At 72.1% G+C, this 26,331-nt stretch carries 23 protein-coding genes; 8 read left to right on the top strand and 15 right to left on the bottom strand.

Features of this window, described 5'->3' with window-relative positions:
* The first annotated feature begins 30 nt into the window (after nucleotides 1-30).
* Entirely contained in the window at nucleotides 31-618 is a 588-nt protein-coding gene (locus SLV14N_RS33715; RefSeq protein ID WP_241746178.1) for a nucleoside deaminase, read from the top strand.
* 109 nt (nucleotides 619-727) lie between these two features.
* Here SLV14N_RS33715 and SLV14N_RS33710 read toward each other — a convergent pair whose 3' ends face one another.
* A complete protein-coding gene (locus SLV14N_RS33710; RefSeq protein WP_208686187.1) occupies nucleotides 728-1,495 on the bottom strand; it encodes a hypothetical protein in 768 nt (255 codons plus the stop codon).
* 578 nt (nucleotides 1,496-2,073) lie between these two features.
* On the opposite strand from SLV14N_RS33710, the gene SLV14N_RS33705 reads away from it, so the two are divergent.
* Both SLV14N_RS33705 and SLV14N_RS33700 read left to right on the top strand, forming a co-directional pair.
* Nucleotides 2,074-2,781 (top strand): histone deacetylase, encoded by a 708-nt coding sequence (locus SLV14N_RS33705; RefSeq protein ID WP_263272413.1) that lies wholly within the window; start codon nucleotides 2,074-2,076, stop codon nucleotides 2,779-2,781.
* Nucleotides 2,782-2,899: 118 nt separating this feature from the next.
* Nucleotides 2,900-3,478, top strand: coding sequence for a dihydrofolate reductase family protein (locus tag SLV14N_RS33700; RefSeq protein ID WP_208686184.1), 579 nt, complete (start codon nucleotides 2,900-2,902; stop codon nucleotides 3,476-3,478).
* 28 nt (nucleotides 3,479-3,506) lie between these two features.
* Here the strand turns inward: SLV14N_RS33700 and SLV14N_RS33695 are convergent, their stop codons facing one another.
* Nucleotides 3,507-4,331 carry a TIGR01458 family HAD-type hydrolase gene (locus tag SLV14N_RS33695; RefSeq protein WP_208686182.1) on the bottom strand — a complete coding sequence of 275 codons (825 nt, stop codon included), beginning with the start codon at nucleotides 4,329-4,331 and terminating at the stop codon, nucleotides 3,507-3,509.
* A 146-nt stretch (nucleotides 4,332-4,477) separates the two neighbouring features.
* Between SLV14N_RS33695 and SLV14N_RS33690 the strand changes: the two genes are divergently transcribed.
* The gene (locus SLV14N_RS33690) at nucleotides 4,478-5,794 is read left to right on the top strand and encodes a phosphoribosyltransferase family protein (protein WP_263272412.1); all 1,317 of its coding nucleotides are present in this window, start codon (nucleotides 4,478-4,480) and stop codon (nucleotides 5,792-5,794) included.
* Between the two features lie 84 nt (nucleotides 5,795-5,878).
* Here the strand turns inward: SLV14N_RS33690 and SLV14N_RS33685 are convergent, their stop codons facing one another.
* Together SLV14N_RS33685 and SLV14N_RS33680 are read right to left on the bottom strand one after the other, a co-directional pair.
* Entirely contained in the window at nucleotides 5,879-6,202 is a 324-nt protein-coding gene (locus SLV14N_RS33685; RefSeq protein WP_018090784.1) for a putative quinol monooxygenase, read from the bottom strand.
* A gap of 206 nt (nucleotides 6,203-6,408) precedes the next feature.
* Nucleotides 6,409-7,233 carry a hypothetical protein gene (locus SLV14N_RS33680; RefSeq protein ID WP_208686178.1) on the bottom strand — a complete coding sequence of 275 codons (825 nt, stop codon included), beginning with the start codon at nucleotides 7,231-7,233 and terminating at the stop codon, nucleotides 6,409-6,411.
* Nucleotides 7,234-7,455: 222 nt separating this feature from the next.
* Between SLV14N_RS33680 and SLV14N_RS33675 the strand changes: the two genes are divergently transcribed.
* Nucleotides 7,456-8,667: a serine hydrolase gene (locus tag SLV14N_RS33675; protein WP_263272411.1), complete on the top strand. Its 1,212-nt coding sequence runs from the start codon at nucleotides 7,456-7,458 to the stop codon at nucleotides 8,665-8,667.
* A gap of 345 nt (nucleotides 8,668-9,012) precedes the next feature.
* On the opposite strand, the gene SLV14N_RS33670 is transcribed toward SLV14N_RS33675, so the two are convergent.
* The 6 genes from SLV14N_RS33670 to SLV14N_RS33645 form a co-directional block, all read right to left on the bottom strand.
* Nucleotides 9,013-10,221, bottom strand: coding sequence for a 4-hydroxybenzoate 3-monooxygenase (locus SLV14N_RS33670; RefSeq protein ID WP_263272410.1), 1,209 nt, complete (start codon nucleotides 10,219-10,221; stop codon nucleotides 9,013-9,015).
* A 216-nt stretch (nucleotides 10,222-10,437) separates the two neighbouring features.
* The gene (locus SLV14N_RS33665) at nucleotides 10,438-11,133 is read right to left on the bottom strand and encodes a class F sortase (RefSeq protein WP_259670589.1); all 696 of its coding nucleotides are present in this window, start codon (nucleotides 11,131-11,133) and stop codon (nucleotides 10,438-10,440) included.
* Nucleotides 11,130-11,954: a hypothetical protein gene (locus SLV14N_RS33660; RefSeq protein ID WP_263272409.1), complete on the bottom strand. Its 825-nt coding sequence runs from the start codon at nucleotides 11,952-11,954 to the stop codon at nucleotides 11,130-11,132. The genes SLV14N_RS33665 and SLV14N_RS33660 overlap by 4 nt, the downstream gene beginning before the upstream one ends.
* Nucleotides 11,955-12,161: 207 nt before the next feature.
* Complete coding sequence (locus tag SLV14N_RS33655; RefSeq protein WP_263272408.1) at nucleotides 12,162-13,712, bottom strand: carboxylesterase/lipase family protein; 1,551 nt, start codon at nucleotides 13,710-13,712, stop codon at nucleotides 12,162-12,164.
* A 7-nt stretch (nucleotides 13,713-13,719) separates the two neighbouring features.
* Nucleotides 13,720-14,640 carry an MBL fold metallo-hydrolase gene (locus SLV14N_RS33650; protein ID WP_263272407.1) on the bottom strand — a complete coding sequence of 307 codons (921 nt, stop codon included), beginning with the start codon at nucleotides 14,638-14,640 and terminating at the stop codon, nucleotides 13,720-13,722.
* 159 nt (nucleotides 14,641-14,799) lie between these two features.
* On the bottom strand, nucleotides 14,800-17,910 hold the full coding sequence (locus tag SLV14N_RS33645; RefSeq protein ID WP_263272406.1) for an AAA family ATPase: 3,111 nt from the start codon (nucleotides 17,908-17,910) through the stop codon (nucleotides 14,800-14,802).
* A 139-nt stretch (nucleotides 17,911-18,049) separates the two neighbouring features.
* On the opposite strand from SLV14N_RS33645, the gene SLV14N_RS33640 reads away from it, so the two are divergent.
* Both SLV14N_RS33640 and SLV14N_RS33635 read left to right on the top strand, forming a co-directional pair.
* Nucleotides 18,050-18,172 (top strand): hypothetical protein, encoded by a 123-nt coding sequence (locus SLV14N_RS33640; RefSeq protein ID WP_259670587.1) that lies wholly within the window; start codon nucleotides 18,050-18,052, stop codon nucleotides 18,170-18,172.
* Between the two features lie 29 nt (nucleotides 18,173-18,201).
* Nucleotides 18,202-18,930 (top strand): DUF4232 domain-containing protein, encoded by a 729-nt coding sequence (locus SLV14N_RS33635; RefSeq protein ID WP_263272405.1) that lies wholly within the window; start codon nucleotides 18,202-18,204, stop codon nucleotides 18,928-18,930.
* A gap of 85 nt (nucleotides 18,931-19,015) precedes the next feature.
* Here the strand turns inward: SLV14N_RS33635 and SLV14N_RS33630 are convergent, their stop codons facing one another.
* Together SLV14N_RS33630 and SLV14N_RS33625 are read right to left on the bottom strand one after the other, a co-directional pair.
* Complete coding sequence (locus tag SLV14N_RS33630) at nucleotides 19,016-19,822, bottom strand: trypsin-like serine protease (RefSeq protein ID WP_263272404.1); 807 nt, start codon at nucleotides 19,820-19,822, stop codon at nucleotides 19,016-19,018.
* 20 nt (nucleotides 19,823-19,842) lie between these two features.
* Nucleotides 19,843-20,643 (bottom strand): trypsin-like serine protease, encoded by an 801-nt coding sequence (locus SLV14N_RS33625; RefSeq protein ID WP_263272403.1) that lies wholly within the window; start codon nucleotides 20,641-20,643, stop codon nucleotides 19,843-19,845.
* 809 nt (nucleotides 20,644-21,452) lie between these two features.
* Here SLV14N_RS33625 and SLV14N_RS33620 point away from each other — a divergent pair.
* Nucleotides 21,453-22,874 carry an MFS transporter gene (locus SLV14N_RS33620; protein ID WP_263272402.1) on the top strand — a complete coding sequence of 474 codons (1,422 nt, stop codon included), beginning with the start codon at nucleotides 21,453-21,455 and terminating at the stop codon, nucleotides 22,872-22,874.
* An 85-nt stretch (nucleotides 22,875-22,959) separates the two neighbouring features.
* Here the strand turns inward: SLV14N_RS33620 and SLV14N_RS33615 are convergent, their stop codons facing one another.
* The 3 genes from SLV14N_RS33615 to SLV14N_RS33605 form a co-directional block, all read right to left on the bottom strand.
* A complete protein-coding gene (locus SLV14N_RS33615) occupies nucleotides 22,960-23,154 on the bottom strand; it encodes a CsbD family protein (protein WP_208686162.1) in 195 nt (64 codons plus the stop codon).
* A gap of 161 nt (nucleotides 23,155-23,315) precedes the next feature.
* Nucleotides 23,316-25,328, bottom strand: coding sequence for a helix-turn-helix domain-containing protein (locus tag SLV14N_RS33610; protein ID WP_263273355.1), 2,013 nt, complete (start codon nucleotides 25,326-25,328; stop codon nucleotides 23,316-23,318).
* An 81-nt stretch (nucleotides 25,329-25,409) separates the two neighbouring features.
* Nucleotides 25,410-26,204 (bottom strand): 3-hydroxybutyrate dehydrogenase, encoded by a 795-nt coding sequence (locus SLV14N_RS33605; RefSeq protein ID WP_263272401.1) that lies wholly within the window; start codon nucleotides 26,202-26,204, stop codon nucleotides 25,410-25,412.
* Between the last annotated feature and the right edge of the window lie 127 nt (nucleotides 26,205-26,331).

Here is a 26,331-nt window from a genome sequence, read left to right as displayed (position 1 = left end):
TTTTATTCAGTCCGTTCCGCAGAGGAATCGATGCCGATCGGAGAGTCCGTGATGGAAGACAAAGAACTCCTCGCAGAGGCCGTACGGCTGGCCACGGAATCCGTGGAGAACGGCTGGGGCGGCCCGTTCGGCGCGGTGATCACCCGCAACGGGGACATCCTCGCCCGTGGGCAGAACCGCGTTCTGCTGACCGGCGACCCCACCGCCCACGCCGAGATGGAGACCATCAGCAAAGCCATTCAGGTCCTCAACCCTGAGGCTCCGTCCATCGCCGTGGAGCATCAGAACGAGAGCACGCTGGAGTACGTCCCCCGGCCCGAAGGGTCACCGGACCCGGTGGCGGAGCGCGCCCGTATGCTGCAGGGCTGCTCGATCTACATCAGCGGTGCCCCCTGCCCGATGTGCATGAGCGCCATCTACTGGTCACGGATCGACGCGGTGTACTACAGCTGCGACCTGGCGGACACCGCGCGGATCGGCTTCGACGACACGTTCCAGTACGAGGACTTCCAGCGGCCGCTCGACGAGCGACGGATCAAGATCGCACAGATCTACCCCGAGCTGGGCGCCCATGCCTATGCGGCATGGACCAACCGGCCGGACAGGCACGCGTACTGACGACGGATCACCGGCCGCCGCACCTGCGGGCGGACCGATGTCCGTCGCGCGGCGGGCCGCCGCCCCGCCCAGCGCCTGAGCCGTCAGGAACGCAAGCGTTCCGGGCGGCTCACTCGTACATCACATACTCCGGCTGCGGCCGGAGGGCCAGCACCTCCTTCGGCGTCATCAGGCGACTGCCCTCGGCGTCCTCCTCGTAGAAGAGCTTGAAGCCGGTGTGCAGGCCGTCGGGCAGGTCGTTGACCAGCTTGCGCCAGGTTCCGCGCTTCAGGCCGGGCGAGCCGATGCCGTCGGCACTCTTGATCAGCGCCACACCGGGCTGCGGGCGCAGCGCCGACTGCTCGCTCACGACGGACGTGGCGACCTGGTGGAAGACCAGCGGCTTCTGCGGCAGATCGTGCGCCTCGACCAGCCCGGACAGATAGCGGGCGACCTCGGTCAACTCATGGCCGTCGGTGTGCCCGTAGGTATCGCCCGGCACCTGGCCGGAGTCCATCTCCCATTCCGGGTCGAGGGCGATCCCCACGTCCGGGTGGACGAGCCAGTCACGCAGCGCCTTGACCTCGTCGAGCACCTTGGCACGGCCCGGCTGGATGTTCAGCAACAGCAGCCCGCGGCGGTCGCGCGCCACCCGGTGGAAGCGGCGGACGGTGGCGTCGGGCGTCCGTGAGCGGTACATGCCGTCCGGGCCGGCCGCGGAGTTGGCGACCGTCGCCAGGATTTCGAGTACCGGCAGCGGTTCCCGCCCCGCGGCATAGGAGTGCGCCACCTTCTCCGCCTCGGCGGCCCGCCGCTCGGGGTCGCCGGTCCCGAGCCGGCCGAGCGCCGCGGCGCCGGGCAGGCCACAGAACCCGACCAGCCGGTACCGCGGGAACAATTCCCGTCCTCCCCGCGGGAGTTCGGGACGGCGTCGCTTCGTCGGGCGACCCGAGGGCGCGGAGCCGGACGGGCCCGGGGTGCCGGTCGCGCCCGAAGGGGAGGACCCCGGCCCGCCGGGTGGTGAGGCCCTGGACGCGGAGTCGGCACGTGAGGACGTGCCCGCGCAGGCCGTGAGCAGCCCGAGCCCGGCCGCTGTCGAGGCCGCGAGCAGCTGACGCCGGCTGGTGTGCGGCTCCCTCGCGGGGCGGCGGCCCGCCGCCCCGGCACTGCGTATCTCTGCGTCGGTTCGCCCCGGCACCTTGTCCACCACACTGCCTCCGTCCCCCGGCCTCCGGCCGCCGGCCGGACACCGGTTGTCGTACGGACCGGTCCTGTCCGTGCAGTGCGCATCTCCAGACCCTCCGCGGCAAAACCCGGGGTGATAACGATCAAGCCAGGTTGACCTCGCCGCCCGTCCCCACGGCATCGCCCGCGCGTCGCCGCCCGTACGTCCTCGCCCCGCACGGCCGCCCGCTCGGCACGGCGGTGACCCCGTCGGGCGCCGCGCCGGCGGACCGGTCCGCGTAGCGTGAGGGCGTGATCAGGCCCCGACGCCTCGAAGCCCTGGACGACGCCCCCGACGCCGTCCGGCGCTGCACCCCCGTGCGCCACCTGTGGTACGCCGCTTACGGCTCCAACATGCATCTCGACCGGCTCACCGCCTACCTGGCCGGCGGACGGCCGCCCGGCGGACTGCGCAGCTACCCGGGCTGCCGGGACCCGCGCGCTCCCGCCCGTACGGCACCGATCATGCTGCCGGGACTGCTCTACTTCGCCACCGAATCGCAGGTGTGGACCGGCGGCAGGGCCTTCTACGACCCCGACGCCGCGCCGGACAACCTGCCCGGAAGCGGCGAACTTCCGTCCCGGGGCTATCTGCTGACGCTCTCCCAGTTCTCCGACATCGCCGCTCAGGAGATGTACCGGGAGCCCGGCGAGGATCTCGATCTGACGGAGGCCGTCACCCGCGGCCGGGCCCGGCTCGGTCCCGGCCGGTACGAGACGCTCGTGTGTGCCGGGCTGCTGGACGGTTACCCGGTGCTGACCTTCACCGCCCCCTGGAGCAGCAAGGACGTCGCCGTGAACCCTCCCGCCGCGGCCTATCTTCGGCATATCGCGGCCGGCATCGTCGCCTCCCACGGATGGAGCGCCCGCCGGGCCGCCGGCTATCTCGCCGGCTGCCCGGGAGCCGATGGCCACTGGACGGCGGAGGAGATCGCGGCGCTGCTCACCGGCCCGCCCTGACCGGCGGCCGGCGCCCGGCGCGCCGTACTGGGGCGTACCGGCCGCCGCCGCGTCCGCCGGGCACACTGGGGCCCTCCGGCCGGTGCCGGCCGGCCCGATGACTTCCGTGAGGTCCGCGATGAGAAAGATCATTCTGTCGTTGTCGGTGTCCGTTGACGGCTTCTTCGAGGGCCCGGACCGCGAGATCGACTGGCACCTGGTCGATGACGAGCTGCACCAGTACTTCAACGACTGGCTCCGGCCGATGGGCGCCTTCCTGACCGGACGGGTCACCCATGAGCTGATGGCCGGATTCTGGCCCACCGCCGACGCCGACCCCGCACATGCCGGCCCCATGGCCGAATTCGCCGGGATCTGGCGGGACATGCCCAAGTACGTGTTCTCCCGGACCCTGGAAGACGCCGGCGGCTACCACTCCACCCTCGTGCGGGACGTCGTCCCCGAGGAGATCATGGCGCTCAAGGCGCAGCCCGGCGGCGATCTGGTGCTGGGCGGCCCCAACCTCGCCGAGGCCTTCCGGCAGCACGATCTGATCGACGAGTACCGCCTCTTCGTCCACCCGGTCCTCATCGGCCGGGGCAAGCCCCTGTTCCGGACGGCGGACACCAGGACCGCCCTGGAACTCGCCGGGACCCGGACCTTCGGCAACGGCGTCGTCCTGCTCCACTACCGGCGCGCCAGGGCCGCCGCCGGGTGAGGCGTGCGGGTCGGTGCCGCACCCCGGCTCACGGGGCGGGCGGCTCCTGCGCACCGGGCAGACCGAGCAGGGCGGGCAGACCGGCGAAGGAGTCGAGGACGTGGTCCGGGGTCCCACTGGCCGCACGGTGGGTCTCCGGCAGATATTTGCCCGTCTTGACGAGCACCCCGGTGAGCCCGCAGCGCTGCGCCGCCAGCACATCGGACTCGATGTCGTCGCCCACCATCAGCGTGTGCGACGCCGTGGCGCCGAGCTGTGCCAGGGCGGTGGCGAAGAATGCCTCGGCCGGTTTCCCGGTGACCGTCGCCTCGACCCCGGCGGCCCGCTCCAGGCCCGGCAGAAAGGCCCCGGTGTCGAGGTCGAGCCCGTCCGCCGTACGCCAGTAGAGATTGCGGTGCATGGCGACCAGCCGGGCGCCGCGCTGCAGATGGCGAAAGGCGGTGTTGAGGGCCGGGTAGCTGAATTCCTCACCCGCGCCTCCGAAAACCACCACGTCCGGCGCCCCCGGGCCCGCCTCGCCGCTCCCTTCCCCGACGACCTCCACCCCCTCCAGATCCGCCCGGACCTCACCACTGTTGATCAGCAGACAGCGTGCGTCCGGATGGTGTTCGCGCAGGTAGGCGGCGGTGGCGGCGGGTGCGGTCAGAATGTCGTCGACTCCGACGGGGAATCCCTCCCGGGCCAGCCGCCCGGCGACCACGGCGCGGGTCCGCGAGGTGGTGTTGGTGACCAGCAGCAGCGGGAGCCCGGCCGCGCGCAGCCGCTCCATGGCCGCGACCGCCCCGGGCAGCGCCTTCCAGGACACGGTGAGGACACCGTCGATATCGATCAGGACCGCTCCGATTCCCTTCATACGCCGACGGTAACCACGGTCGGCGGTGGCCGGGCGGACGGCCGGCCACCGCCCACGGCCCGACTTGCGAAGTCACGGTGAATGGGGTTATTTCGAAGTGAGGTGTGAACGCAGCTTCCGTCTCCCCTGGCTAGGGGGTGCACACTGTGCTGTTCACTGACCGCGCGGATGCGGGGCACCGCCTCGCCGAAGCGCTACGGCACCTGGAGGGGGAAGAGCCCGTCGTGCTGGGCCTGCCCCGTGGCGGGGTCCCGGTGGCCTTCCAAGTGGCGCGGGCGCTCCACGCACCGCTCGATGTGATCGTGGTCCGCAAACTGGGGGTCCCCTACCAGCGCGAGCTGGGATTCGGCGCCATCGGCGAGGGCGGCGTGCGGGTGATCAGCGACGACATCGTCCGCCGGGGCCGGCTCGAACAGGCCGATCTGGCCTCCGTGGAGCATGCCGAGGCGGCGGAACTCGCCCGTCAGGCGGAGCGCTTCCGTGCCGGGCGGCCGCGGCTCTCCCTCGAAGGCCGGACGGCGATCGTGGTGGACGACGGGATCGCCACCGGCGCCACCGCGGCGGCCGCCTGCCAGGTGGCACGCGCGCACGGCGCGGCCCGGGTGGTGCTCGCCGTACCCGTGGCGCCGCCGGACGCGGCCGAGCGGCTGCGCGGCGCGACCGATGAATTCGTCTGCCTCTCCACCCCGTTCGCCTTCTCCGCCGTCGGCGAGTGGTACCAGGACTTCTCCCAGACCCCCGACGACGAAGTCGTCTCGCTGCTGGCCCAGGCCGCGGCCGGCCCCGGGCCGGCGGGCTCCGCGCCGGACGCGGAGAGCGCGGCGGACGAGGACATCGAGGAGGAGGTGGCGATCGACGCCGCCGGGGTCCGGCTGACCGGGGACCTCAACCTGCCGGCGGGTGCCCGCGCGGTGGTGATGTTCGCGCACGGCTCGGGCAGCAGCCGCCACAGCCCACGCAACCGGCTGGTCGCCACGGCCTTGAACGAGGCGGGCCTGGGCACTCTGCTCTTCGATCTGCTCACCCCGGCCGAGGAAGCCCACCGGGCGAACGTCTTCGATATCGCCACCCTTGCGGAGCGGCTGACGGACGCCACCGGCTGGCTGCGCGACCGCACCGCCGTACCGGTCGGCTACTTCGGCGCGAGCACCGGTGCCGCGGCGGCGCTCTGGGCCGCCGCCGCCCCCGGCGCGGACGTCGCAGCGGTGGTCTCCCGCGGCGGCCGGCCCGACCTCGCCGGACCGCTGCTCCCCGGGGTACGGGCGCCGACTCTGCTCATCGTGGGCGGCAACGACAGCCTGGTCATCGACCTCAACCGGGAGGCCGAGGCGGCGCTGCGCTGCACCACCCGCCTCGACATCATTCCCGGCGCCACCCATCTCTTCGAGGAGCACGGCGCCCTCCAACAGGTCGCCGACCTCGCCCGGGACTGGTTCATCAGCCACTTGGTGAAGGAGGCATAGCGGGCCCGGCGGGCCCCGGCGAGCCCGCTCCGGCCCTTCAGCCGGTGCTCCGGCGCCCTTCAGCCGATGGTGATCTCACCCATCTCAGTCGATGGTGATCTCACCCATCGCGCTCCAGCCGTCCGCACCCTCGATGGTGGTGCTCACAATGTCGGGGGTGCGGCGCAGCAGCGGGCGCATCTGCTCGATCCCGGCGCGGAAGTGGTCGGAATTCACATGCGCTTCGGCGGCATCGTCCTTGAACGCCTCGACCAGGACATAGGTGTTCGGGTCCTCGATGCTGCGGGACCATTCGAACCACAGGTTGCCGGGCTCGGCGCGGGTCGCGTCGGTGAAGGGCTTGACGTGCTGCGGCCACTCTTCGGCGTACTCGGGCTTCACGGGAAACTTGACGACGATAAAGATCATCCGCCGATTCTAAGGGCTGTCGCGTAATCCCTGGTGGATCAGCGCACGGCGTCAGATGCGGTGCATCGCAAGGCGCCGGAGCGTCCTAATAGCGGAGCTATTCGGGCGTTTCGGCAACGCGGCGAGGTGCCGTAGCTGTCGTCGTGCGCCCGCCAGGGATTACGGGACAGCCCTTAGATCACCTGGCACCCGGTGCCGTCAACCCCTTACCCCGAGGCGTCGGGTTCTGCCTCTTCGGTGCGGGACAGCGATTTGGCGAGCACCACCCCGAGCACGATCAGCACCACGCCCAGCCACACCGGCCCGGCACCGAAGGCGAGCACCAGGATGCCCACCGGGGTCAGATAGCCCGCCAGCGGGATGAGGAAATCGCTCACCGGGGGTTCGGGCGGGCCGCGCAGATTCCGTTCGCGCAGCGAACGGGCCCGCACGACGTCCGGGTACCACTCGGTGAACTGCAAGGCCGCGATGATGGCCCCGATTTGGATGATCCAGCCCGTCCACAGGTTATTGGAATTGCGCAGCACGAGGTCGCCGTACGCCCCCGCTATCGCCGCCACCGCGAATGCGGCACCCCATGCACCCGTGATGTAGTAATTGGTCCGCAGAAATCTGGGCTCGTTCCAGTACTCACGAGGCACCTGTTCCCGGGCGTACTGCAGAGTGAACGGCACCCGGCACGCCATGGAGCCGAGGGCGATCGCCATCAGTGCGATGTTCGCGACCTCCCCCGCATAATTCTCCAGCCAGCGGTATGCGCCCGGGGAGGCGAGGATGCCGATGATCGCCATCACCGCGAAGAACACCACATCGGCAATCTCAAGGATTTTGAAGGAGCTCCCGGGACGGCGTATGCGGCCGACGATGACGAGCGCCACGGCGAGGGCCAGGGCTATGGCCACCGCCAGCTCGAAGCGGCCCGGCCCGACAATGACCGACATCGCGATCCAGGGCGACATACCGATGACGGGGCTGTCGAGAAACTGCGACAACCGGCCCCCGGCGGCCTTGTCCGTCGTGCCGAGTGACATGGCAACAGCCCCTCCTGGGAGGCGAAACTCCCTTCCACGCTAGACCGCTGCCCCGGCTCCCTCTACTCGGGCGCCGTCACGGCGTGGGCCGGACGTGGGCCGGGGCGCGGATCGGGCCTGGGTCGGGGTGCGGCGTATCCGGGGGCGCATGCGGGGTGGTTCAGGGTCGGGTCAGGGAGGACCCTGACGCCCTCGCGGCGCGCGACCGCAAAGCTGTTCGACATGAGCCTTTCTTCCTTGTCCCGCAGGGCAGTTGTGGGGGCCGCCCTGTCCGGTGCGGTGGTCGCCGCGACGGCGGGTCCGGCCCGCGCCGCGTCCCGGCCGGCCCCGGCCCCGTCGGGCGGCGGTCCGGCCCGTCGGGTCCCGCCCGCTCCCGTCCCCGTCCCTCCCCTGAATGTGACCGCGCTGCGTGCGGCCCTGTCCGATCTGGAGCACCCGCAGCTGACCGCGGCCCAGCTGCGGGTGAGCGGTTCGGCCGGGCATTGGTACGGCAACGCGGGTATCGCCGACCGGGACACCGGCCGCGGGGTCCATGAGCGGGACACCTTCCGGATCGGCAGCATCACCAAGGTGTTCGTGGCGACGGTGGTGCTGCAGCTCGCCGCCGAGCGCCGGCTGTCACCGGAGCTGCCGGTGCAGCGTCTGCTGCCCGGACTGCTGCCGGCCAAGTTCCCGCCGATCACGGTGTTGCAGCTGCTGAACCACACCAGCGGACTCCCCGACGAGCAGGACCCGCCCTACGACCCGTCCTCCCCGGAGGAGATCGCCCGGCACCGCTACGACCGGTGGACGCCCGAACAACTCGTGGCACGGGTGACGCACGGCCCCATGAAGTTCACCCCCGGCACCAAACAGGAGTACCGGAGCATCAATTACATCCTTCTGGCGCTGCTGATCGAGCGGCTGACGGGGTGCCGCTACGGCGAGGTGATCACCCGTCGCATTCTCCGCCCGCTGCGTCTGCGGCACACCAGCGTGCCCGGCAACGACCCCCGGATCCACGGGCCGCATGTGCACGGCTATATGAGGATGACGGACGGGTCCCTGCTGGACATCACCGAGTTCGACCAGTCGGCCGCCTGGGGAGGGGGCGAGATGATCTCCCACACCGGCGATCTGGACCGCTTCCTCACCGCCCTGTTCTCGGGCGAACTCCTGCCGCCCCATGAGCTGGAGCGGATGTTCACCCTGCCGCCGGACGAGGTGCGCATGGTGGACGGCAGCCCGGCGCACTATGCCGCGGGCCTGCAGACCGTCACGATGAACGGCATCACCCTGTGGGGCAAGACCGGTGAGCGGTACGGCTATTGCTCGGCCATGGTCGCCACCCGTGACCAACAGCGCCGTGCGGTCTTCTCGTTCAACCCGACCCGGCGCGACGCCACCCAGGTACAGGTCTCCCAGCGGATAGGCGAGGCCCTGACGAAGGCGTGAGCCGGGGGGCATACCGCTGTGGGCTCCGCGCGTCCGCGGAAGCACGGACGCGGGGAGCCCACAGAAACCCCATCGGCGAGGTCGGTCGCAGCCTTCGCTCAGGACTGGGGCCGCTTGCCGTGGTTGGCACCGTTCTTGCGACGGGCCTTCTTCTTACGACGGCGCTTCGATGACATACGTCTCCTTCCTCAGTGACTCAGCGATGCTTTTCGCCGAATTTCTACCACTTCTCAACGGTATCTCGCCCGGCGATCACGAGGCCGCGTACCCAGGCCCGCGGGATCGCACCCCCTCCCGGTTGTGAATCACCCCACGGAAGTGCCGTCCGCCCGGTCCCGCACGGCCTCACAGATCGGCTTCCTCGCCCATGTACAGCCCGGCGAACGCCTTCGCCGCGGACGCGGACCCCAGCAGCCGCCGCAGCCGCGCCCGTGCCGTGCCCGCCAGGAAGCGGTCACCGGACGAGGCGCCGTGCAGCACGTCCGACAGCCACTGCGAGAACTCCAGGTACTGCCAGACCCGCCGCAGACACGCCTCGGAATATCCGGCCAGACCGCTGTCGTCGCCCCGGTAGTGCGCGATCAGCGCGTCGCCGAGCAGCAGCGCGTCATTGATCGCGAGGTTCATGCCCTTCGCGGCGATCGGCGCGACCAGATGCGCCGCGTCCCCCGCCAGGTGGAGGCGGCCGAAGGTCATCGGCTCCACCACGTAGTTGTGCATGTCCAGGACCACCTTCTCGATCACTGGCCCTTCGGTCAGCGGCGGGGCGCCCTCGGCGGCGAGCCGTCGGTGCAGCTCGTCCCACACCCGCGTATGCGGCCAGTCCTCGGCGTCCGACCCGGGCGCGACCTGGAGGTAATAGCGGGTGACCTGGGGGCTGCGGGCCATCTGGGCACCGAATCCGCGCTCGTGGAGGCCGAAGACCACCCCGTCAGCGGACGGCGGTGCCTCGGCGAGGAGGGCGAGCCAGGCGACGCCGTGGTCATGGCGGGTGACGGCCGCCCGGCCGCCGGGGACGGCCGCCCGGGTCACTCCACGGGCACCGTCGCAGCCCGCGATGAAGTCGCACTCGATCCGGTGCCGGGCGCCGGTCACCGGATCGGTGTACGACACCGCCGGCCGGGCGCTGTCGATGTCGTGCAGTGCCACCTCCCCTACCCCGAATCGGACCTCGCCCTCCGCCCGGTCCGCGTACGAGGCGATGAGGTCGGTGACCAACAGGGGCTGCGGATAGACGAAGTGGCGGCGGCCCGTCAGCTCAGCCGTCCGTACCGTGTGCCGCTCCCCGTCGAACCGGAACTCGAACTCGCCCTGTGTACCGGCCCGTTCGAGCAGCCGGTCGGCCAGCCCGCGCCGGTCCAGCGCGCGCACCGCCCACTCCTCCAGGAACCCGGCGCGCGGCCGCCGCTCGATGAACTCCCGGCTCTCCGCCTCCAGCAGCACACAGTCGATTCCGGCGGTGCGCAGCAGATTCGCCACGATGAGCCCGGCGGGACCGGCGCCGACGATGACGACGCGGGTGCTCGTGGCGGGGAGAGGGGCGGCGGAGGACACGTTGCGAAGTTCCCTTCGGGGTGCGAAGAAAGATCGCAGGCAGTATGGCGGGCGACGTGTGCGGGCGGTCCGGCGCCCCGGCCCGGAGCGATGCCTGGGGCAATGACACGGCCCTGGTCGCGCGCACCCGCTCGTCCTGAGGCCGGGGGCACCGGCGAGCGGCCCGGTCGCCCGTGCGAGGGCGCCGGACCGCCGGCCGGTGGGCGCGCGTCCGGTCTACGCGCTGCCCGTGAGGCTGGCGAACACCACCACGTTGTCGGGGTAGTAGTGCTGGCCCTTGTCGTAGTCCCCGCCGCAGGTGATCAGGCGGAGACCGGCGTGATCGAGGTTCTTGTACACCTCGAGCGTGGGGAACTTCTTCTTCGGGTACTGGGCGATGCGGTCGACGGTGAACTTGGCCGTCTTCCCGTCCTGCCGGGCCACCTCGATGCTGTCACCGCGCTTCAGCGACGTCAGCTTGTGGAACACCGACGGCTTGCCGTTCCAGGAGACATGGCCGGCGATCACGGCCGGTCCCTTGGAGCCGGGCGTCGGCCCCGGCTGGTACCAGCCCGCCTTGTCGGGGTCCCTGGGGGTCTGCATGGTCCCGTTCTTCTGCTGTCCCAGCGTCTCCAGCGAGGAGGAGACATTGAGCGAAGGGATGGAGAGCCGCTGCGGAGCCGACTTCGGCATGCCGGCGGCAGCTTGGCTCCCGGAGCCGCCCGACGCCTCGCCACCCGGCGCCTCGCCGTCCGACGACTGCCCGCCGCCCCCCGGCTCCTGCCCGGCGGGGAGCGACTGGGGCGGCGCGGCGTCCTGCCCTCCGCACCCGGCGAGGAGCACGGCCGACAGTGCCGCGGCGAGGGCGTAGCCGGTGGCGCGGTGGCCCCGGCGGCGTACGGTGATCACGGTGTCCTCGTTCCGGCGGCTCACGCGGCGGCCCCGTTGCCCCCGGCCCGCCCGGCGGCGAGCACGGACTTCCGCCGCCGTGCGAAGACCAGCGCACCGGCCGTCCCCACGAGGGCGGCCCCGCCGGCGCCCATCACCGCGGCCGGAACCCCGTTCTCCTCGGCGGGCCCGGTGCCGGTCTCGACCCCGCCGACCGGAATGGAACCCACCGCGGCGCCCAGTACCTCACCGCAGTTGGTCGGAGCGGTGGCCTCCTGGGGGAGCTTGGGATCGAGTTCGCTCTTGCCCGCCCCCTCGAAGTCGTACTTCTTGTTGTCGTTGCGGTCGATGCCGTGCTGCACGATGTGCAGGTCCTTGATGTGCTCGACCACGTCCTGGGAGACGGCGAGCGTGCGCTCGTAGGAGACCTTGCCCTGCGCGTTCGCCACCGGCATCCGGTCGACGGCGAGACCGCTCGCCATGTCCGTGGGTCCCTTGGTGGTGAGCGAGATGTTGATGTCGCCGTAATCGACCGTGGCTTCGGTGTTGTTGAGGACGCCGTCGCCGTTCGTGTCGTCGCTGGCGTCCGGGCAGTGGAAGTCATGGCCTTCGGTGGAGCCGTGGAGGTGCTGGGCGGAGGGCTGTCCGGGCACGAGTCCCTCGGACTCGATCTTCACGGTCAGCCGGTTGCCCTGGAGGCTGAGCATCGCCGTGCCCTTGGAACCGGAGTCGTTCAGTTGCGCCAGGTTGATCTGGAACGCTCCGGTGCCCTCGGCGACGGCCTGGGACGAGGCGCCCACGGTGAGGGCCAGGGCGGCGGGCAGAGCGACGAGTACGGCGAGGCGGCTGGTGCGCTTGGCTATCACGATCGTTCCTTTTCCGGCGGCCTCCGCGAAGGAGGGGGGACCGCACGTCGTCCGGGTTCGACAGCAACACCTCGGTGAGGTGTCGAGCGTGATTCGGAGCCGGAACGCCGGTGGATTGGTGGGAGGTGGAAAAAATTTCTGACGGTCTTCTCCCGGCCACGGCCGCCACGGCACCCGCGCCTGCCCCGTCCGCCTCCCCCGGCTCCCTCAAGCGCCGTTGCTCCCCGCACTGACCTGCGGCATCGTCCACCGCGCGTCGATGGTCTGGACGGCTCGGGCCTCGGTCCGGTCTTCGGCTCGGTCCCCGGCCCGGTCTTCGGTTCGCTCCTCGGCTCGCTCCTCGGTCCGGTACGGCTGCCAGCCCGGATCGCCGGTCGCGGCGAAACCGATCCAGGCCCGGTGCATGCGCGACGCGAGGTCCGGCGGCAGGTCCCCGTCCCCGAGCAGTGCCCGGGGGCCGCGGAGCCCGGGCAACCCGGTGCGGTCGAAGACGAAGGGCAGCTCGACGCAGTGGCACGCACCGAGGGAGCCGCCGAACGCAGCCGGCCGCCAACGGAACAGATAGGCGTAGGTGCCGGCCGCCGAGCGCGCGGCATGGGCGTCCGCGAGCTGTCTGCTCCCCTCGGTGAAGGCGTCGGTGATCAGGTGCGCCAGCAGCTCGCCGGGGGACACGTCCGGCCGCTGCGCCCGGTGTGCGGCGACGAGTGCCGCAGGGTCCGGGTGGCGGCGGGCCGCGGCGGCCGCCACCTCCGCCTCGGTGATCCCCGCGGCCCGCCCGGTCGGCACGAGGTACAGGTTGGCCTCGTCGGCGTTGGTGCCGATGAGCAGGTCGACTGCGCTCCCGCTGCCGCCGGCCACCGCGTCCACCGGCTGCTGCGACAGCACGGCACCGTCGAGGACGGGCTTGAACGGGCTGCTGCCCAAGGACGTGTCGTAGTGGCCGTCGCCGGCGACGTCGACCGGGCCGAGCCCGGCCACCGCGGACACCAGCCGGTCGTCAGGGATGTCGGCGAAGGCGCCGGCAGAGGGGGCGATACCGAGCCGCGCCGCCACCGCGCGGGTGACCCGCTCGGCCTGCTGCGGGGCGAACGCGCACAGACCGCTGCCGCTCTGGCTGATCGCACGCCGGAACAGCCCCTCGGCCTGCGGAGCGGCCAGCAGCGCGGCCACGATCATCGCCCCGGCCGACTGGCCGAACACCGTCACCTTGTCCGGGTCCCCGCCGAAACCGGCGATGTTATCCCGCACCCAGCCGAGCGCCGCGATCACATCGAGCAGGCCGCGGTTCGCCGGCGCTCCCGGCACGTCCAGCCAACCCGTGGCGCCCAGACGGTAGTTCAGCGTCACCAGCACGACGCCGTCGCGCGCGAACCCGGTGCCGTCGTAGAGCTCCGCACGTCCGGAGCCGTTGAGGAAGCCCCCGCCGTGCACGTACACCATCACCGGCAGCCGGTCCCGGTGCGGGCTCGGGGTCCACACGTTGACGCTGAGGTAGTCCTCTCCGGTGACCCACCCGGAGCCCAGGAGGGACGACATGTCCAGGGGGCCGAAGCCCGCCCGCGGCGCCGCGGGGGCGGTGGGGCCGGGCTCACCGGCGTCCCGCACACCGCTCCACGGCGCCGGAGCTACGGGCGCCGCGAACCGCCCGGTACCGACCGGAGCGGCCGCGTAGGGGATGTTCCAGAAGACGCTCACCCCTGCGTCCTGCCGGCCCAGGACCGTGCCTGCGGAGGTCTTCACACGTACGCGGTGAGGCATGGGAGTGCTACTCCTCCCCCTGCGCACGGCAGCCCGGTTGACGGTCCGCCCAGCGGGTGATCGCGAAGGCGCTCCCGCGGGAGGCCACTTCGAAGGCGGCACTACCGCGTACATGGGCGGGCAGGACCAGGGCGGTGTGATCGGCTGCCCACTGGAGCACCCGGCGACGGGAGGCCCGTGCCTGCTCCTGGTCCTCACAGAAGCAGCTGTTGCTGTCCGGCTCGACGACCTGTGCGGGGCTGTGCAGCAGATCGCCCGCGAAGACGGCGCGATCCGTCCCCGACTCCAGCACGACCACCGCGGATCCCGGGGTGTGCCCGGGAGCGGGTTCGAGACGAAGGTGGGCGTCGATGTCGTACCCGTCGCGCCACAGGAGGGACCGGCCGGCCCGGACGACGGGCTCGACGCTGTCTTCGAAGACGTTCTGGTTGGCGGCGCCCGAGCGGCGCGCGAGGTCGTGGGCGGGGTTCCAGAAGTGGTGGTCCGGCTCCGGCAGCAGATAGGTCGCGTTCGGGAAGGTGGGCACCCATTCGCCCTGCGTCAGACGGGTGTTCCAGCCGACATGATCGGCGTGCAGATGGGTGTTCACCACGATGTCGACGTCCTCGGGCTGGACCCCTGCCCTTGCGAGCGCGCCGAGGAAGTCGCTGTTCTGCTGATGGAACGGTGGCGCGCTGGGCCGCTGCTTGTCGTTGCCGATGCCGGTGTCGATCAGCACGACCTTGCCCTCGCTGCGCAGCACCCAGGTGTGCGTACAGCTGACCAGCACGCCGTCGTCGGCGTCCCAGAACGCCGGTGACAGCCATGATCTGTTGCGTTCCCAGAATTCCGGCGCGAGCTGGGGGAACATCTCGTGGGGCGGTCTCGTGCGCCACTCCTTCTCCACCACGCGGGTGATCTCCACGTCGCCCAGAACCATCGACTCCACGGGAACTGCCTCTCTCCTCCAGGGCAACGGTGTGCCGGACGCCATCCTGAAGCAGCCCTTGGGGCGGGCGCATCGGACGGATGACTGCACTTCGCGGTGGACGGGAGGGCAGTCGGCGCACGGGGCGAGGCGCGGTAGGCACGGCCGGGAGAGGGACCGTCAGGCCGGTTCCGGTGGGGTGCCGGCCGCGGAGAACCGGTCCAGCAGGTCGCGGAGTTGGGCGCGGGTGGTGACGCCCAGCTCGGGGAAGGAGCGGTAGAGGTGGGAACCGACGGTGCGGGGGGACAGCATCAGGCGCTCGCCGATTTCCCGGTTCGTCAGCCCCTGTGCCGCAAGGCGTACGATCTGCTGCTGCTGTGCGGTGAGGGCCTGCAGGGCGTGGGGTGCCGGGGTGGTTTGCCGGATGCCGGCCGCGCGCAGTTCGGACGTGGTGCGGGCGGCCCAGGGCTGTGCACCCAGTCGCCGGAAGATCTCCAGTGCGGTCATCAGCGAGACCCGGGCCTCGCCGGTACGCAGCCGTCGGCGCAGCCATTCACCGTGGTCCAGAAGCGTCTGAGCGTGCTCGAACGGCCGGTGCTCCGCGCCGGGTTGTGCCAGTGCCGCGGTGAAGTGCGGTGCGGCGGCGGGACCGGCGAGCAGTGCTCTCGCCCGGGACAGCGCGGTCCGCTGCCGTGGCGAGCCGTGTTCCAGGCGGTCCGCCACCCGCTCGACGATCAGCGTTGCCTGGTCGTGGCGGCCGGTGCGTGCGGCGGCGGCCGCCATGTCGGCGACGCCGGGCAGCGAGGCGTGGTAGTGCGCCTCCTTGCCGTCGGCGGTGAACAGCATGCGGAGGTGCGCGAAGGCCGTGTCGTGGTCGCCCTCGGCCGTGGCCGCCATGCCCAGAGCCCACCGGGCGCGGACCACCACCGCCCCGCTGCCGTGGGGGGTGACGGAGGCCAGTGCTTCCTGGGCGGCCGTCCGTGCCGCCTCGGTCCTCCCTTGCAGGGCGGACAGGCCGGCGTGGAGTGCCAGCGCCGCGGCCGCGGTGTGGGCGAGGCCGGAGTCGGCTGCCCCCTGCGCGGAGGCGTCGGCGACCTTCCTGGCCTGGTCCCAGTCCCCGTGTTCCAAGTTGGCCCATCCGGCCGCGCAGCGCAGGCCGGCGGGGAGCGGCGGCCCCGTCGGCCGATGGGCCGCCCGGTGGAACAGGGTGAGGGCCAGAGAGGTTTCGTCGAGCAGCCAGGCGATGGTGCCCAGGGCGGTCAGCTCCCCGGGCGGGTTGGCGTCCCCCACCAGGGCGTGCAGGTCCGCCAGTAGCCCCTCCCGGTCCGACGAGGGGTCGGTCAGCGCCTGGGTCCAGAGCCGGACGAGATCCTTGCCCCGCTCTCCTCCGGTCCGGGGCAACATCCGCTCCACCGCCCGCTGCTGGGCGGGATCGCCGGTGTAGTAGGCGACCAGGGCCACGGTGGCGAGAGCCTCCCGGGCGAGGTCGGGGTCCACCGCCAGGCAGTCCTCGGCGGTGCGCAGCAGGACGCCGGCTGCGGCCGCCCGCAGGGGGGTCAGCGCCAGCGCCTGCCCTGCGCGGAGCGCGGCGAGGGCGCGCAGGGACCGGTCGTCGGTGAGGGCGAGGGCCTGGTCGGTCAGCTGCTCGACCCAGGACATCTGCCCGGACAGGATCGCCGACTGCGCGGCGTGGACGAAGCGGCGGGCGCCCTCGTCCGGCACCGGGCTGAGCTCGGCCGCACGGTTCCACGCCTTGGCCGCTTCCGCATATCCGCCGCGCTGCCAGGTCCGTTCGGCGGTTCGCTCCAGGGCGGTGGCGACGTCCTCGTCGGGTCCGGTGGCCGCCGCCGCACGGTGCCAGGACTGCCGGTCGGGAGCGTCGGCCAGCGCCGCGGCCGCGGCCAGATGCGCCTGTCGCCGCTGCTGCGGTGTGGCGGCGTGGTAGAGCGCGGAGCGGACCAGCGGATGATGGAAGCGGACACCGCCCGACTGGAGCCGCACCAGCCCGGCGTCCTCGGCCGGCAGCCACACCCGGGGATCGTGCAGGGTGACCACGGTGGTGTCGGCGGCGGCGAGCAGCAGTATCTGCCGGGTCTCTTCGGGCAGTTGCCGCCACCGGTGGGCGAAGGACCGTTCCAGCCGTTCGGTGGGCGGGAGGGGTTCACCGCTGCGCACGGGCGCGGCCCGGCCGGCCGCATGGGCCGCGGCGAACTCGATCAGGGCCAGGGGGTTGCCCACCGACTGGTCGAGAACGTGCAGGCGGGTGAGTCCGGCGGGCGGGCAACCCTGCTGGTCGAGCAGCTGGTTGGCCGCGGCCGTGTCCAGCGGACCGAGCTCCAGGGTGCGGTGGCCCCGGCTCAGTCCGGTGAGCCGGGCGGTGTCACGGGTCGCGATCAGCAGCACCACCTGGTGACCGTGCAGGCGCCGGGCCACGAAACCCACTGTGCGCAGGGAGTCCGCGTCGATCCAGTGGGCATCGTCGACCACGACCAGCAGCCGCTTGCGCTCCGCGACCCGGCCCAGCAGCGTGCAGGCCGCCAGCCCGATGAGCAGCGGATCACGCTCCGCTTCCTGGGTGTTCATCCCGAAAGCGGCCAGCAGCGCTCCCCGCTGGCGGACGGGCAGCCCTTCCGCCTCTGCCAGCACCGGGCTCAGGAGCTGGTGCAGCCCGGAGAAGGCGAGTTCCGCCTCGGGCTCCGCTCCTTCGGCCCTCAGCACCCGCATCCCGGCCGTGCGGGCGGTGTGGAGCGCCACGTCGAGCAGTGCGGTCTTGCCCGCACCCGGATCCCCGGTGACGATCAGGACCGGATCCCCGCCGGCCGGCATCCGCAGTAACTCGGCGGTTCGCTCGACCTCGGTGTCGCGACCGACGAGGGGGCCGGGGCTTGTGGGTGCGGTGGCCAAGAACGTCTCCGGCGGAACGGAAGCAGCCCTGGGTGCCGAGGGTCCCGGCACAGCAGCCGGAGTACCCGCGGCGTCGGCCGCTGCTGCCCGTGTGGCGCCAGCGGTGGGCGAGGTGGTTGCGGCGGGCGTCGAGCGGTTTCGTCTGCGGGCCTCGTCGGCCAGGATCCAGCGCCGGTGCAGCTCCACGAGTTCGTCCGCTGTCGCCCCGCAGCGCCTGGCGAGGCGGTCGACGGGCGCGAAGTCCTTCGGCACGGCATCGCCGTTGCAGTACCGGTGCAACGTGGACACGCTCATGTGCACCTGCCGGGCGAGGACGCCGTAGCTGCGACCGGAGCGCTCCTTCAACAGGCCGAGCAGCCCCGCAAATCCCTCTGTCTCGGTCCCCACCCTGCTCCCCTCTCCGTTGCGCCGTTCCAGGACAGCATTCCAGGGAGTGGGCATTCCCCCAGGTCAGCGCATGTTCCAGCGTTCCGGCTTCTCTCATTGTCCCGGAATCGTTGGCACACCCACACATACCCCGCACGCTGTGAGCAGCACCACCGAGACCGGAGGCGCCATGCGAACCCGCTGGTGCACCAGCGATGTTGTCGCCATCGCCGTGCTGATCATCTGTGCCGCGGTGGTGATCTCGCTGATCACCCGACGCTGAACCCACTCGCTAGGAGAAACCGAATCACCATGCGCACCGTCCGATCCCGTACCGCTGCCGCCGCCACCGCCGCCCTTCTCGCGGGCTTGTCGCTGTCCGCCTGCCAGGGTGACAGCGAGGCGGCGTCCGGCACCCCGTCCGGGGCACGCCCGGAGGCCGGGGCCACCTCCAGCGGCGCCACCTCCAGCGGCGCCACCGCGAACGGCAGGCCCGGCGGAACCGGCAAGACGCAAGGAGAGGGTTCCGGCACCGGACAGGGCGCCTCCGGCGGTCAGAGCAAAGACGCCGGAAAGGGCGGAGGCACCGGAAAGGGCGGAGGCACCGCGGACGGCTCGGCGGTCACCTGTACGGGAGCGAACACCAAGGCCGTCATCACCAAGGTCACACGCCCCATCAATCACTTGCTCCTCACGATCACCAACACGGGGTCGCGCTCCTGCCATGCCTATTCGGCGCCCCTCCTGCGCTTCGACGACGAGCAGTCGGCGACCCGGATCATGGAGGACAGCCGGCCGCAGGCCGTCGTGACCCTCGCCCCGGGCCGGTCCGCCTACGCCTCGATCCTGCTCAGCGGCGAGGGCGGCGGTGACTCAGGTGGCCGTACCGCCCAGAGCCTCGAGGTGCACTTCGCTCCGCGGAACGGTTCCGGTTCGACGGGCACCCCCCTCAAGCTCACCCTGCCCGCGGGTACGCACAAGGACAACAACGCCGCCGTCACCTACTGGCAGGGCTCGGCGTCCGACGCGCTGACGTACTGACGTCTGACGTACCTGCCTGTGTTCCTCCGGCGAAGGCGGGGGCGGGGCGGCCGGCCATCCGGCCGCCCCGCTCTCCACGCATCCCTTACCTGAGCTGCCGGTCGATCTCGCGGGAGAAGGCCGCGACCCGGGTGTAGACGCCGGGCGTGGGGGTGGCGGCGGTGCCGTTGGCCAGCCAGCTGACGATCCCGATCAGCTTGCCGCCGGCGACGAGCGGGCCGCCGCTGTCACCTTCGGCATGGTGGGCGCCGGTGACCGGATCGTTGGCACAGACGTGCATCTTGGGGTCGAAGTCGCCCCAGGGGTTGAGCCGTTGGCATGTCCGGTCGGGCAGGACCCGCAGGTTCGCCGACCGGAGCACGTTCGCCTCACGGCCCTCGTTGTCCAGCAGGCCCCAGCCGTGGACCCGGGCACGGGTGCCGGGGCGGTACGGACCGGTGTCGGCAGCGGTGGCCACGGGCAACGGGGTGTACCGCGGTGGCATCGGCTTGTCGAGTGTGAGGACGGCGACGTCGTTCTCCAGGTGGCGGCCGAATCGCGGATGGATCCAGGCCTTGGTCACCTTGCGCAGCCGGCCGTCGTGGCGGCGCAGGTCGGTACGGCCCGCGACCACCCCCAGATCGGTGGGGGCCTCGTCGACGACGCAGTGGGCGGCGGTGACGACCTTCCTCGGAGTGACCAGGGTGCCGCCGCAGAACTGCCCCGAGCGCGGATAGGTGTCGGTCTGCCGCCACAGGTTGATCGTGACGGTCCACGGTGCCGCTGCCGTACTGGATTTCTGTCCGCCGATGACGGCCTGGGCGGGGTGCGCCGGCAGCACGGCGAGGCCGGCGCCGACCAGCACCATGAGACCTGCCAGGGCCGGCCAACGCATGTACCAGTGTCGCGCCATGTGGATGCTCCCCTGCCCCCTCATCCGGCGATCCGGCTCTGGAGGAGCGGGTAGTAGGAGGCCGCCTTCACGGCGACGCCCGGGTAGAGGCGGCTGGTACAACTGCCGCCGCCGCTGATGACACCGACCAGCCGCCCCTGCACCACGACCGGCCCCCCGCTGTCCCCGGAACATGCGCTGACGCCGCCCGCCGGGTAGCCGAGGCACATCGTGTAGGTCTTTCTGTACCGGCGGGTGCCATACGCCGTGATGCACTGCTCGTCGCCCCGGTTGGGTATCAGCGCGGTCTGCAGTGGCGGCACCCGGCGGTCGTCGTCGCGGCCCGTCGTGGAGCCCCAGCCCAGGACCCTGTTGGGCGTGCCTTCCTCGTACAGCTTCTGCTGCGCCGGGGTGGCGAGCGGCAGGGTCCGGTACGGCATGGGGGCGTTGAGGGTGAGGACGGCGAGGTCGTGTGCGTAGGTGGCGCCGTTCCCTTCGGTGTCGGCCTTGGGGTGGATCCACAGCTTCGCCACCTTGCGCACGGTGCCCTTGCGGGTGTCCCGCAGATCCTCCCGTCCGCCCACCACACGCACGCCGTCGACGGTGGCCGGGCTCACGCAGTGGGACGCGGTCAGGACCTTGCGCGGCGCGACGAGCGTGCCCGCGCAGTCCGGTTCCTTCACGTCCTGCGACGTCAGAGCGACCGTCCACGGATACTTCTTGATCTCGGCCCGGTCTCCCCCGACGACCGCGGCGGCGGGCGGGGCGGACGCCCCCACCAGCGCCGCCCCCATCAGGACCGCGCCCGCCAAGGTGCCGCGGAGGGTTCTCGCTTTGCTCATCAGTCCTCCATTGACGATCGAACAAAGTCGCCCATGGAGAGGCTGTGGAGAGTAACGCGGTTGCCTGACACAGCCGTCGGCTGCGAAAGGCCTGAACTCGCTCCCGGGCAACCGTCCTTGGCCGCTCGACGGCATCGGGGACGCCGCCGTGGCCGATACCCGCGAGCTGGTGGCCAAGTATGCCGACGCACCGGAGTTCGACTTCACCGCGGAGGTCGCACGCCCCGTCGCACTCTTGGCCGTATGCCGGCTGCTGGGAGTGGATCCCCTGCCCCTCGCTCAGTTCGCGGCGCTCTCCGACGCACTGCTCCGCGGTATGGATGCAGGCCTGCTCCCCGAAGTCCGCGAGCCGGCGCTCGCGGCCCGCGAAAAGGTCAGCGAACTCATCTCCGGCTGGTACCACTGCACTCGCCGCACCGGTCTGCTGTCCCAACCGCCACCTCTCGCTCGGCTGGGGCCCCCACGCCTGTTCCGGCGCGATGCTCGCCCGCATCGTCATCCGGGCCTTGCTGACCGGACTGCTCCAGTCACCGCAGCCGCCCAGGCCCGCCGGACGACCCTGGCGCGAACGCCGCGCGACACTGCGGTATCCCGACCGGCTGCCCCTCACCTTCCGGCCCGCTCCGGTCTGAGCCGTCAACCGGCGCCGGTCCAAGCTATGGGCGGCGGCCTGCGGACGGCCCTCCCCGGGCGGTGCCGACACCCTTGCTCCCCGAAGTGTGGTGTCCCACCACATGTGCGCCTGACCTGGGGATTTCTACGGTGTGGCGATACGTCAACGTCCGCGTAGCCGCCCGGAAGTGGTGACCATGGCCGCCCCCGCAACCTCCCCGCCCGCGTCCGCGAACCTCAGGCGCATCGTCGCCGCGAGTCTGATCGGCACGACCGTCGAGTGGTACGACTTCTTCCTCTACGGGTCCGCCGCCGCGCTGGTGTTCAACAAGCTGTTCTTCCCCGGGTCCGATCCGCTTGTCGGGACCCTGCTGTCCTTTCTGACGTACGCGGTGGGCTTTGCCGCGCGGCCCATCGGGGCGCTGGTCTTCGGACATTACGGGGACCGGCTGGGGCGCAAAGAGCTGCTGGTGCTGAGCCTGCTGCTGATGGGCGGGGCGACCTTCGCTATCGGGCTGCTGCCGACCCATGCGACGGTCGGCACGGCGGCGCCGGTGCTGCTGACCGCGCTGCGGCTGGTCCAGGGGTTCGCGCTGGGCGGTGAGTGGGGCGGCGCGGTGCTGCTGGTGTCGGAGCACGGGGACGCCCGGCGGCGCGGGTTCTGGGCGTCCTGGCCGCAAACCGGCGCACCCGCCGGGCAGTTGCTGGCCACCGGGGTGCTGTCGGCGATGACGGCGCTGCTGTCGGATGCGGCGTTCACGTCCTGGGGCTGGCGGGTGCCGTTCCTGCTCTCTGGCGTGCTGGTGGTCGTGGGGCTGTGGGTGCGGCTCTCGGTGGACGAATCGCCGGTGTTCCGGGCCGCGTTGGCGCGTGCCGAGGCCCGGCGGACGGAGGGTGCCGCGCTGGAGAGGCTGCCGTTGGTGGCGGTGCTCAGGCACCACTGGCGGGATGTGCTGATCGCGATGGGGGCGCGGATGGCCGAGAACATCTCGTACTACGTGATCACGGCGTTTGTGCTGGTGTATGCGACCTCGCACACCGGGCTGTCACAGCAGACCGCCCTGAACGCCGTACTGATCGCCTCGGCGCTGCACTTCGCGGTGATCCCCGCCTGGGGTGCGCTCTCGGACCGGATCGGGCGCCGGCCGGTCTATCTGCTGGGCGCGGCCGGCGTCGGCGTCTGGGCGTTCCCGTTCTTCGCGCTGGTGGACTCCAACCGCTTCGGGCTGCTGCTGCTCGCGGTGAGCGTCGGCCTGGTCTTCCACGGTGCGATGTACGCGCCGCAGGCGGCCTTCTTCGCGGAGATGTTCGCGACCCGGATGCGGTACTCGGGCGCCTCGATCGGTGCCCAGTTCTCCTCGGTCGCGGCCGGGGCGCCCGCCCCGCTGATCGCGACGGCGCTGCTCGCCGACTACGACAGCCCGACGCCGATCGCCCTGTACGTCATCGCCGCCGCGCTGCTGACGCTGCTCGCGGTGGGCATGGCGCGGGAGACCCGCAGCCGGGATCTCACCGCGGTGGAGGGGAACGCGGTGGAAGGGGGCCCGGTGGCCGGCGGGGGCCGCACGGCCGGTCCGGACGGCGGGGCGTCGTCGGCCGTGCCGTCCGGAGGGGCCTGAACCACCTGATGTACGGCGGGGGCGTGGCGGGCCCGGGGACGCTCCGGGAGACGGGGCAGCGGGTCCGCCACGCCCCCGCCGGGCGTCAGGAGCGGTTCTTGCCCTTCAGGGAGTCCTTCATCCCCCGGAGGTTCTCCTTGGCGTCGCTCATCGCGCCCTTCGACCTGCCCTTGGCCTCGTCCGCGCGGCCTTCGCCCTTCAGCCGCTCGTCGCCCGTGATCTTGCCGGCCTTCTGCTTGGCCTTGCCCTTCATCTTGTCCATGGCACCTTTGTCACCCATGTCGCGCTCCTCTGTCCGGTGGGAAGGGGGGAGCTTCGCCTCTGTCCGGTGGGAAGGGGGAAGCTTCGGCACCACGCTGCCGCAGGTCGCGACGGCGCGCACCCGGAGGCGGCCATCGGTACGGACCGCCCGTGAGCCCGGTGCCGACTCAACGCCCCCTGTTACGCGCCGGTATCGCCCGCCACGGCGGAGGAGAGCTGGTGCAGCCGCAGCGCCAGCTGGATCTCCAGGGCGCGTGCCGGGGTCTGCCAGTCGGAGCCCAGCAGCCGGCTCACCCGGTCCAGGCGCTGCGCAACGGTGTTCACATGGACGTGCAGCGCGTCCTTGGTGCGGGCCGGGCTCATACCGCAGGCGAAGTAGGCACCGAGGGTCCGCAGCAGTTCCGTACCGCGTCGGGCGTCATAGCCGGTGACCGCGCCGAGCGTGCGGTGGACGAAGCCGTCCACATCGCGGGTGTCGGCGAGCAGCAGCCCGAGGAACCCGAAGTCGGCGGCGGCCGCACCCTGGCCGGCCCTGCCCAGCGCCCCCAGCGCCTCCCGGCAGCGTCTGGCCTCCGCGTAGGCGTCGGCGACCGCCGCGGGGCGGGCGGCGGGGGCCGGTACCGGAGCCGAGGCACCGACCGTGACCGGCAGGTGCAGCGCGGCACCGAGCCGCGCGGCGGTCTCGCCGGCGATGTGCGCCGGGTCGTCGTCGGGACCGAGCGGCAGCAGCAGGACGGCGCCGCCGTCCCGTACGGAGGCCAGGCCCCGGCGGGTGGCGGCGAGATGGGAGGCCGCCGACCGGAGCCGGCGGCGGTCGGTGCCGTGGGAGTGCGCGTCGTCCGGCCGCGGCCCGTCGGTCCGGGCGGCCAGGACGACATGCGGCGCGTCCAGGTCCGCGCCGACCCGGGCGGCGCGTTCCCGGAGCAGCCGGGGGTCGCGGTCCGCGGCGTTCAGAAGGTCGTCCAACAGCTCACCGCGTACCCGCTGTTCGGCCTCGCCGGCGGTCCGCCGGGCGAGCAGGAGCAGCGAGGTGACCATGGCGGCCCGCTCCAGGGTCCGCTGGTCGACCGGGTCGAGGGCCGGATGGCCACGCAGCACGAGCGCGCCCAGCACCTCGCCGCCCGCCCCGACCGCCGCGACCCAGTCGGCGCCGTCCCGTACGGCGTGCCCGTCTGCGCGCGAGCGGTCCAGTGCCTCGGCCGGTGCCCCGCCGGGCTCGGTGAACTCGACCTCGCCGTGCAGGACTTCCGCGACCGCCCCGGCGACGTCCTGGACCCCGCCGCCGCGCAGCACCAGTTCGGTGAGCCGGTCATGGACGTCCGAGGCACGCTCGATGACCGCGCTGCGGTCGCGGATGATCTCGTTCGCGGCCTCCAGTTCGGTGAGTGTCTTACGGGTCTCGGCAAGGAGGTTGGCGGTGTCGATGGCGACGGCGGCATGGGCCGCATGGGCGGCGAGCAGCGCGATCTGGCCGTGTTCGAAGACCCGCTCGCGCCGGTCGGCGGCGAACAGCACCCCGATCACACTGCTGCCGAGCATCAGCGGCACCCCGAGTATCGCCACCAGACCCTCATCCTGGACGCCGGAGTCGATGCTGCGGGTGTGCCGGAACCGCTCGTCGTGGAAGTAGCTGTCGGTGACGTACGGGCGGGCGGTCTGTGCGACCAGGCCGCCCAGGCCCTCGCCCATGCCGAGCCGCAGCTGCTGGAAGCGCGCCGAGACCGAGCCGTCGGTGACCCGCATATAGGTGTCGCCGGCGGACGGGTCGTTGAGGGTGAGGTAGGCGACCTCGGTGCCCAGCAGGGAGCGGGCCCGGCACACGATCGCGCGCAGCACCGCGTCGAGGTCGCGCAGCCCGGCCAGGTCGTGCGCGGTGGCGTAGAGCGCGGACAGCTCGGCCTCGCGCCGTCGGCGGTCCTCCAGTTCGGCGCGCACCCGCAGCGCGAGGAGCTTGGCCCGCTCCAGGGCGGCGAGCCGGCCGGCGGCGGCTCCTCCGGCGCGGGCGCGCAGCACCGGGCGCTCGTACTCCTCGGCCGCGGCGCCGGTGGCCAGCAGACCGAGGAACGGGGCCTCGGCCGGGTCGTGGGCGGGATCGCCGGCCAGGGTGCCCTCCGGGGTGTACGGAACGGGCACCGGTCGCGGGGTGTTCCCGGGCCGGGGGCCCGGTTCGGGCGTCGGCTGTTCGGTGGGCATGGTCACCAGGAATACCTCCGGGTCGTCGCGGTGCGCCGGCCTCCCGCCGCCCGGGTACGGACCAGTGCGGACCGGTGCCGCTCAGTGCGCGGTCCAGCCCCCGTCCAGGGCGAGCGAAGTGCCCGTCACGAAGGACGCCTGCGGGGTGCAGAGATATGCGACGGCCTCGGCGACCTCCGCCGGTTCGAGCAGCCGCTTCAGGGCGGAGTCGGCGAGCAGGATGTCGGCCAGTACGCGCTCTTCGGGGATGCCGTGTGCGGCGGCCTGGTCGGCGATCTGCCGTTCGACGAGGGGCGTGCGGACATATCCGGGATTGACGCAGTTGCTGGTGACGCCGTGCGGGGCGCCCTCCAGGGCGGCGGTCTTGGACAGCCCTTCCAGGCCGTGCTTGGCGGCGACATACGCGGACTTGAAGGGGGACGCCCGCAGGCCGTGCACGGACGAGATGTTGATGACCCGGCCCCAGCCCTGTGCGTACATATGGGGCAGCGCGCCCCGCAGCAGCCGGAAGGGCGCCTCCAGCATCACGGTCAGCACCCGGTGGAAGACCTCGGGCGGGAACTCCTCGATGGGCCGGACGAGCTGGAGGCCCGCGTTGTTGACGAGCAGATCGGTGCCGGCCGCGGCCCGCTCGGCGGCGTCCAGATCGGTCAGGTCCAGCGGGCACGGTTCGATGCGGCCTGGGGCGCCGTTCGGGTGATCCGTCACGAGGCGGGTCAGGCCGTCGGTGTCCCGGTCGACCGCGCGCACCGTGGCGCCGGCCGCGGCCAGCCGCAGCGCGCAGGCGCGTCCGATGCCACCGGCCGCTCCGGTGACGAGAGCGGTGCGGCCGTCGAGGTCGAGGGATACCGGGCCTGGGGTGCCGATCACGGTCATGTCCGCACCCTAGGCAGCGGCTTGGCCGGCACCGATGTGGCGCGGCACCACACTTCGCGGGCCGGATGTGGCGGCGGCACCTGCCGGGCGGTGCGCCGGCGGCCGGGGCTCTGGCGCCTTCCGCACA

Source organism: Streptomyces sp. Je 1-4 4N24 (genome assembly GCF_026239515.1).
GTDB classification, from domain to species: domain Bacteria; phylum Actinomycetota; class Actinomycetes; order Streptomycetales; family Streptomycetaceae; genus Streptomyces; species Streptomyces nigrescens.
The sequence above is the reverse complement of the archived record's forward strand: the minus strand, read 5'-3'. Positions and strand labels throughout refer to the sequence as shown.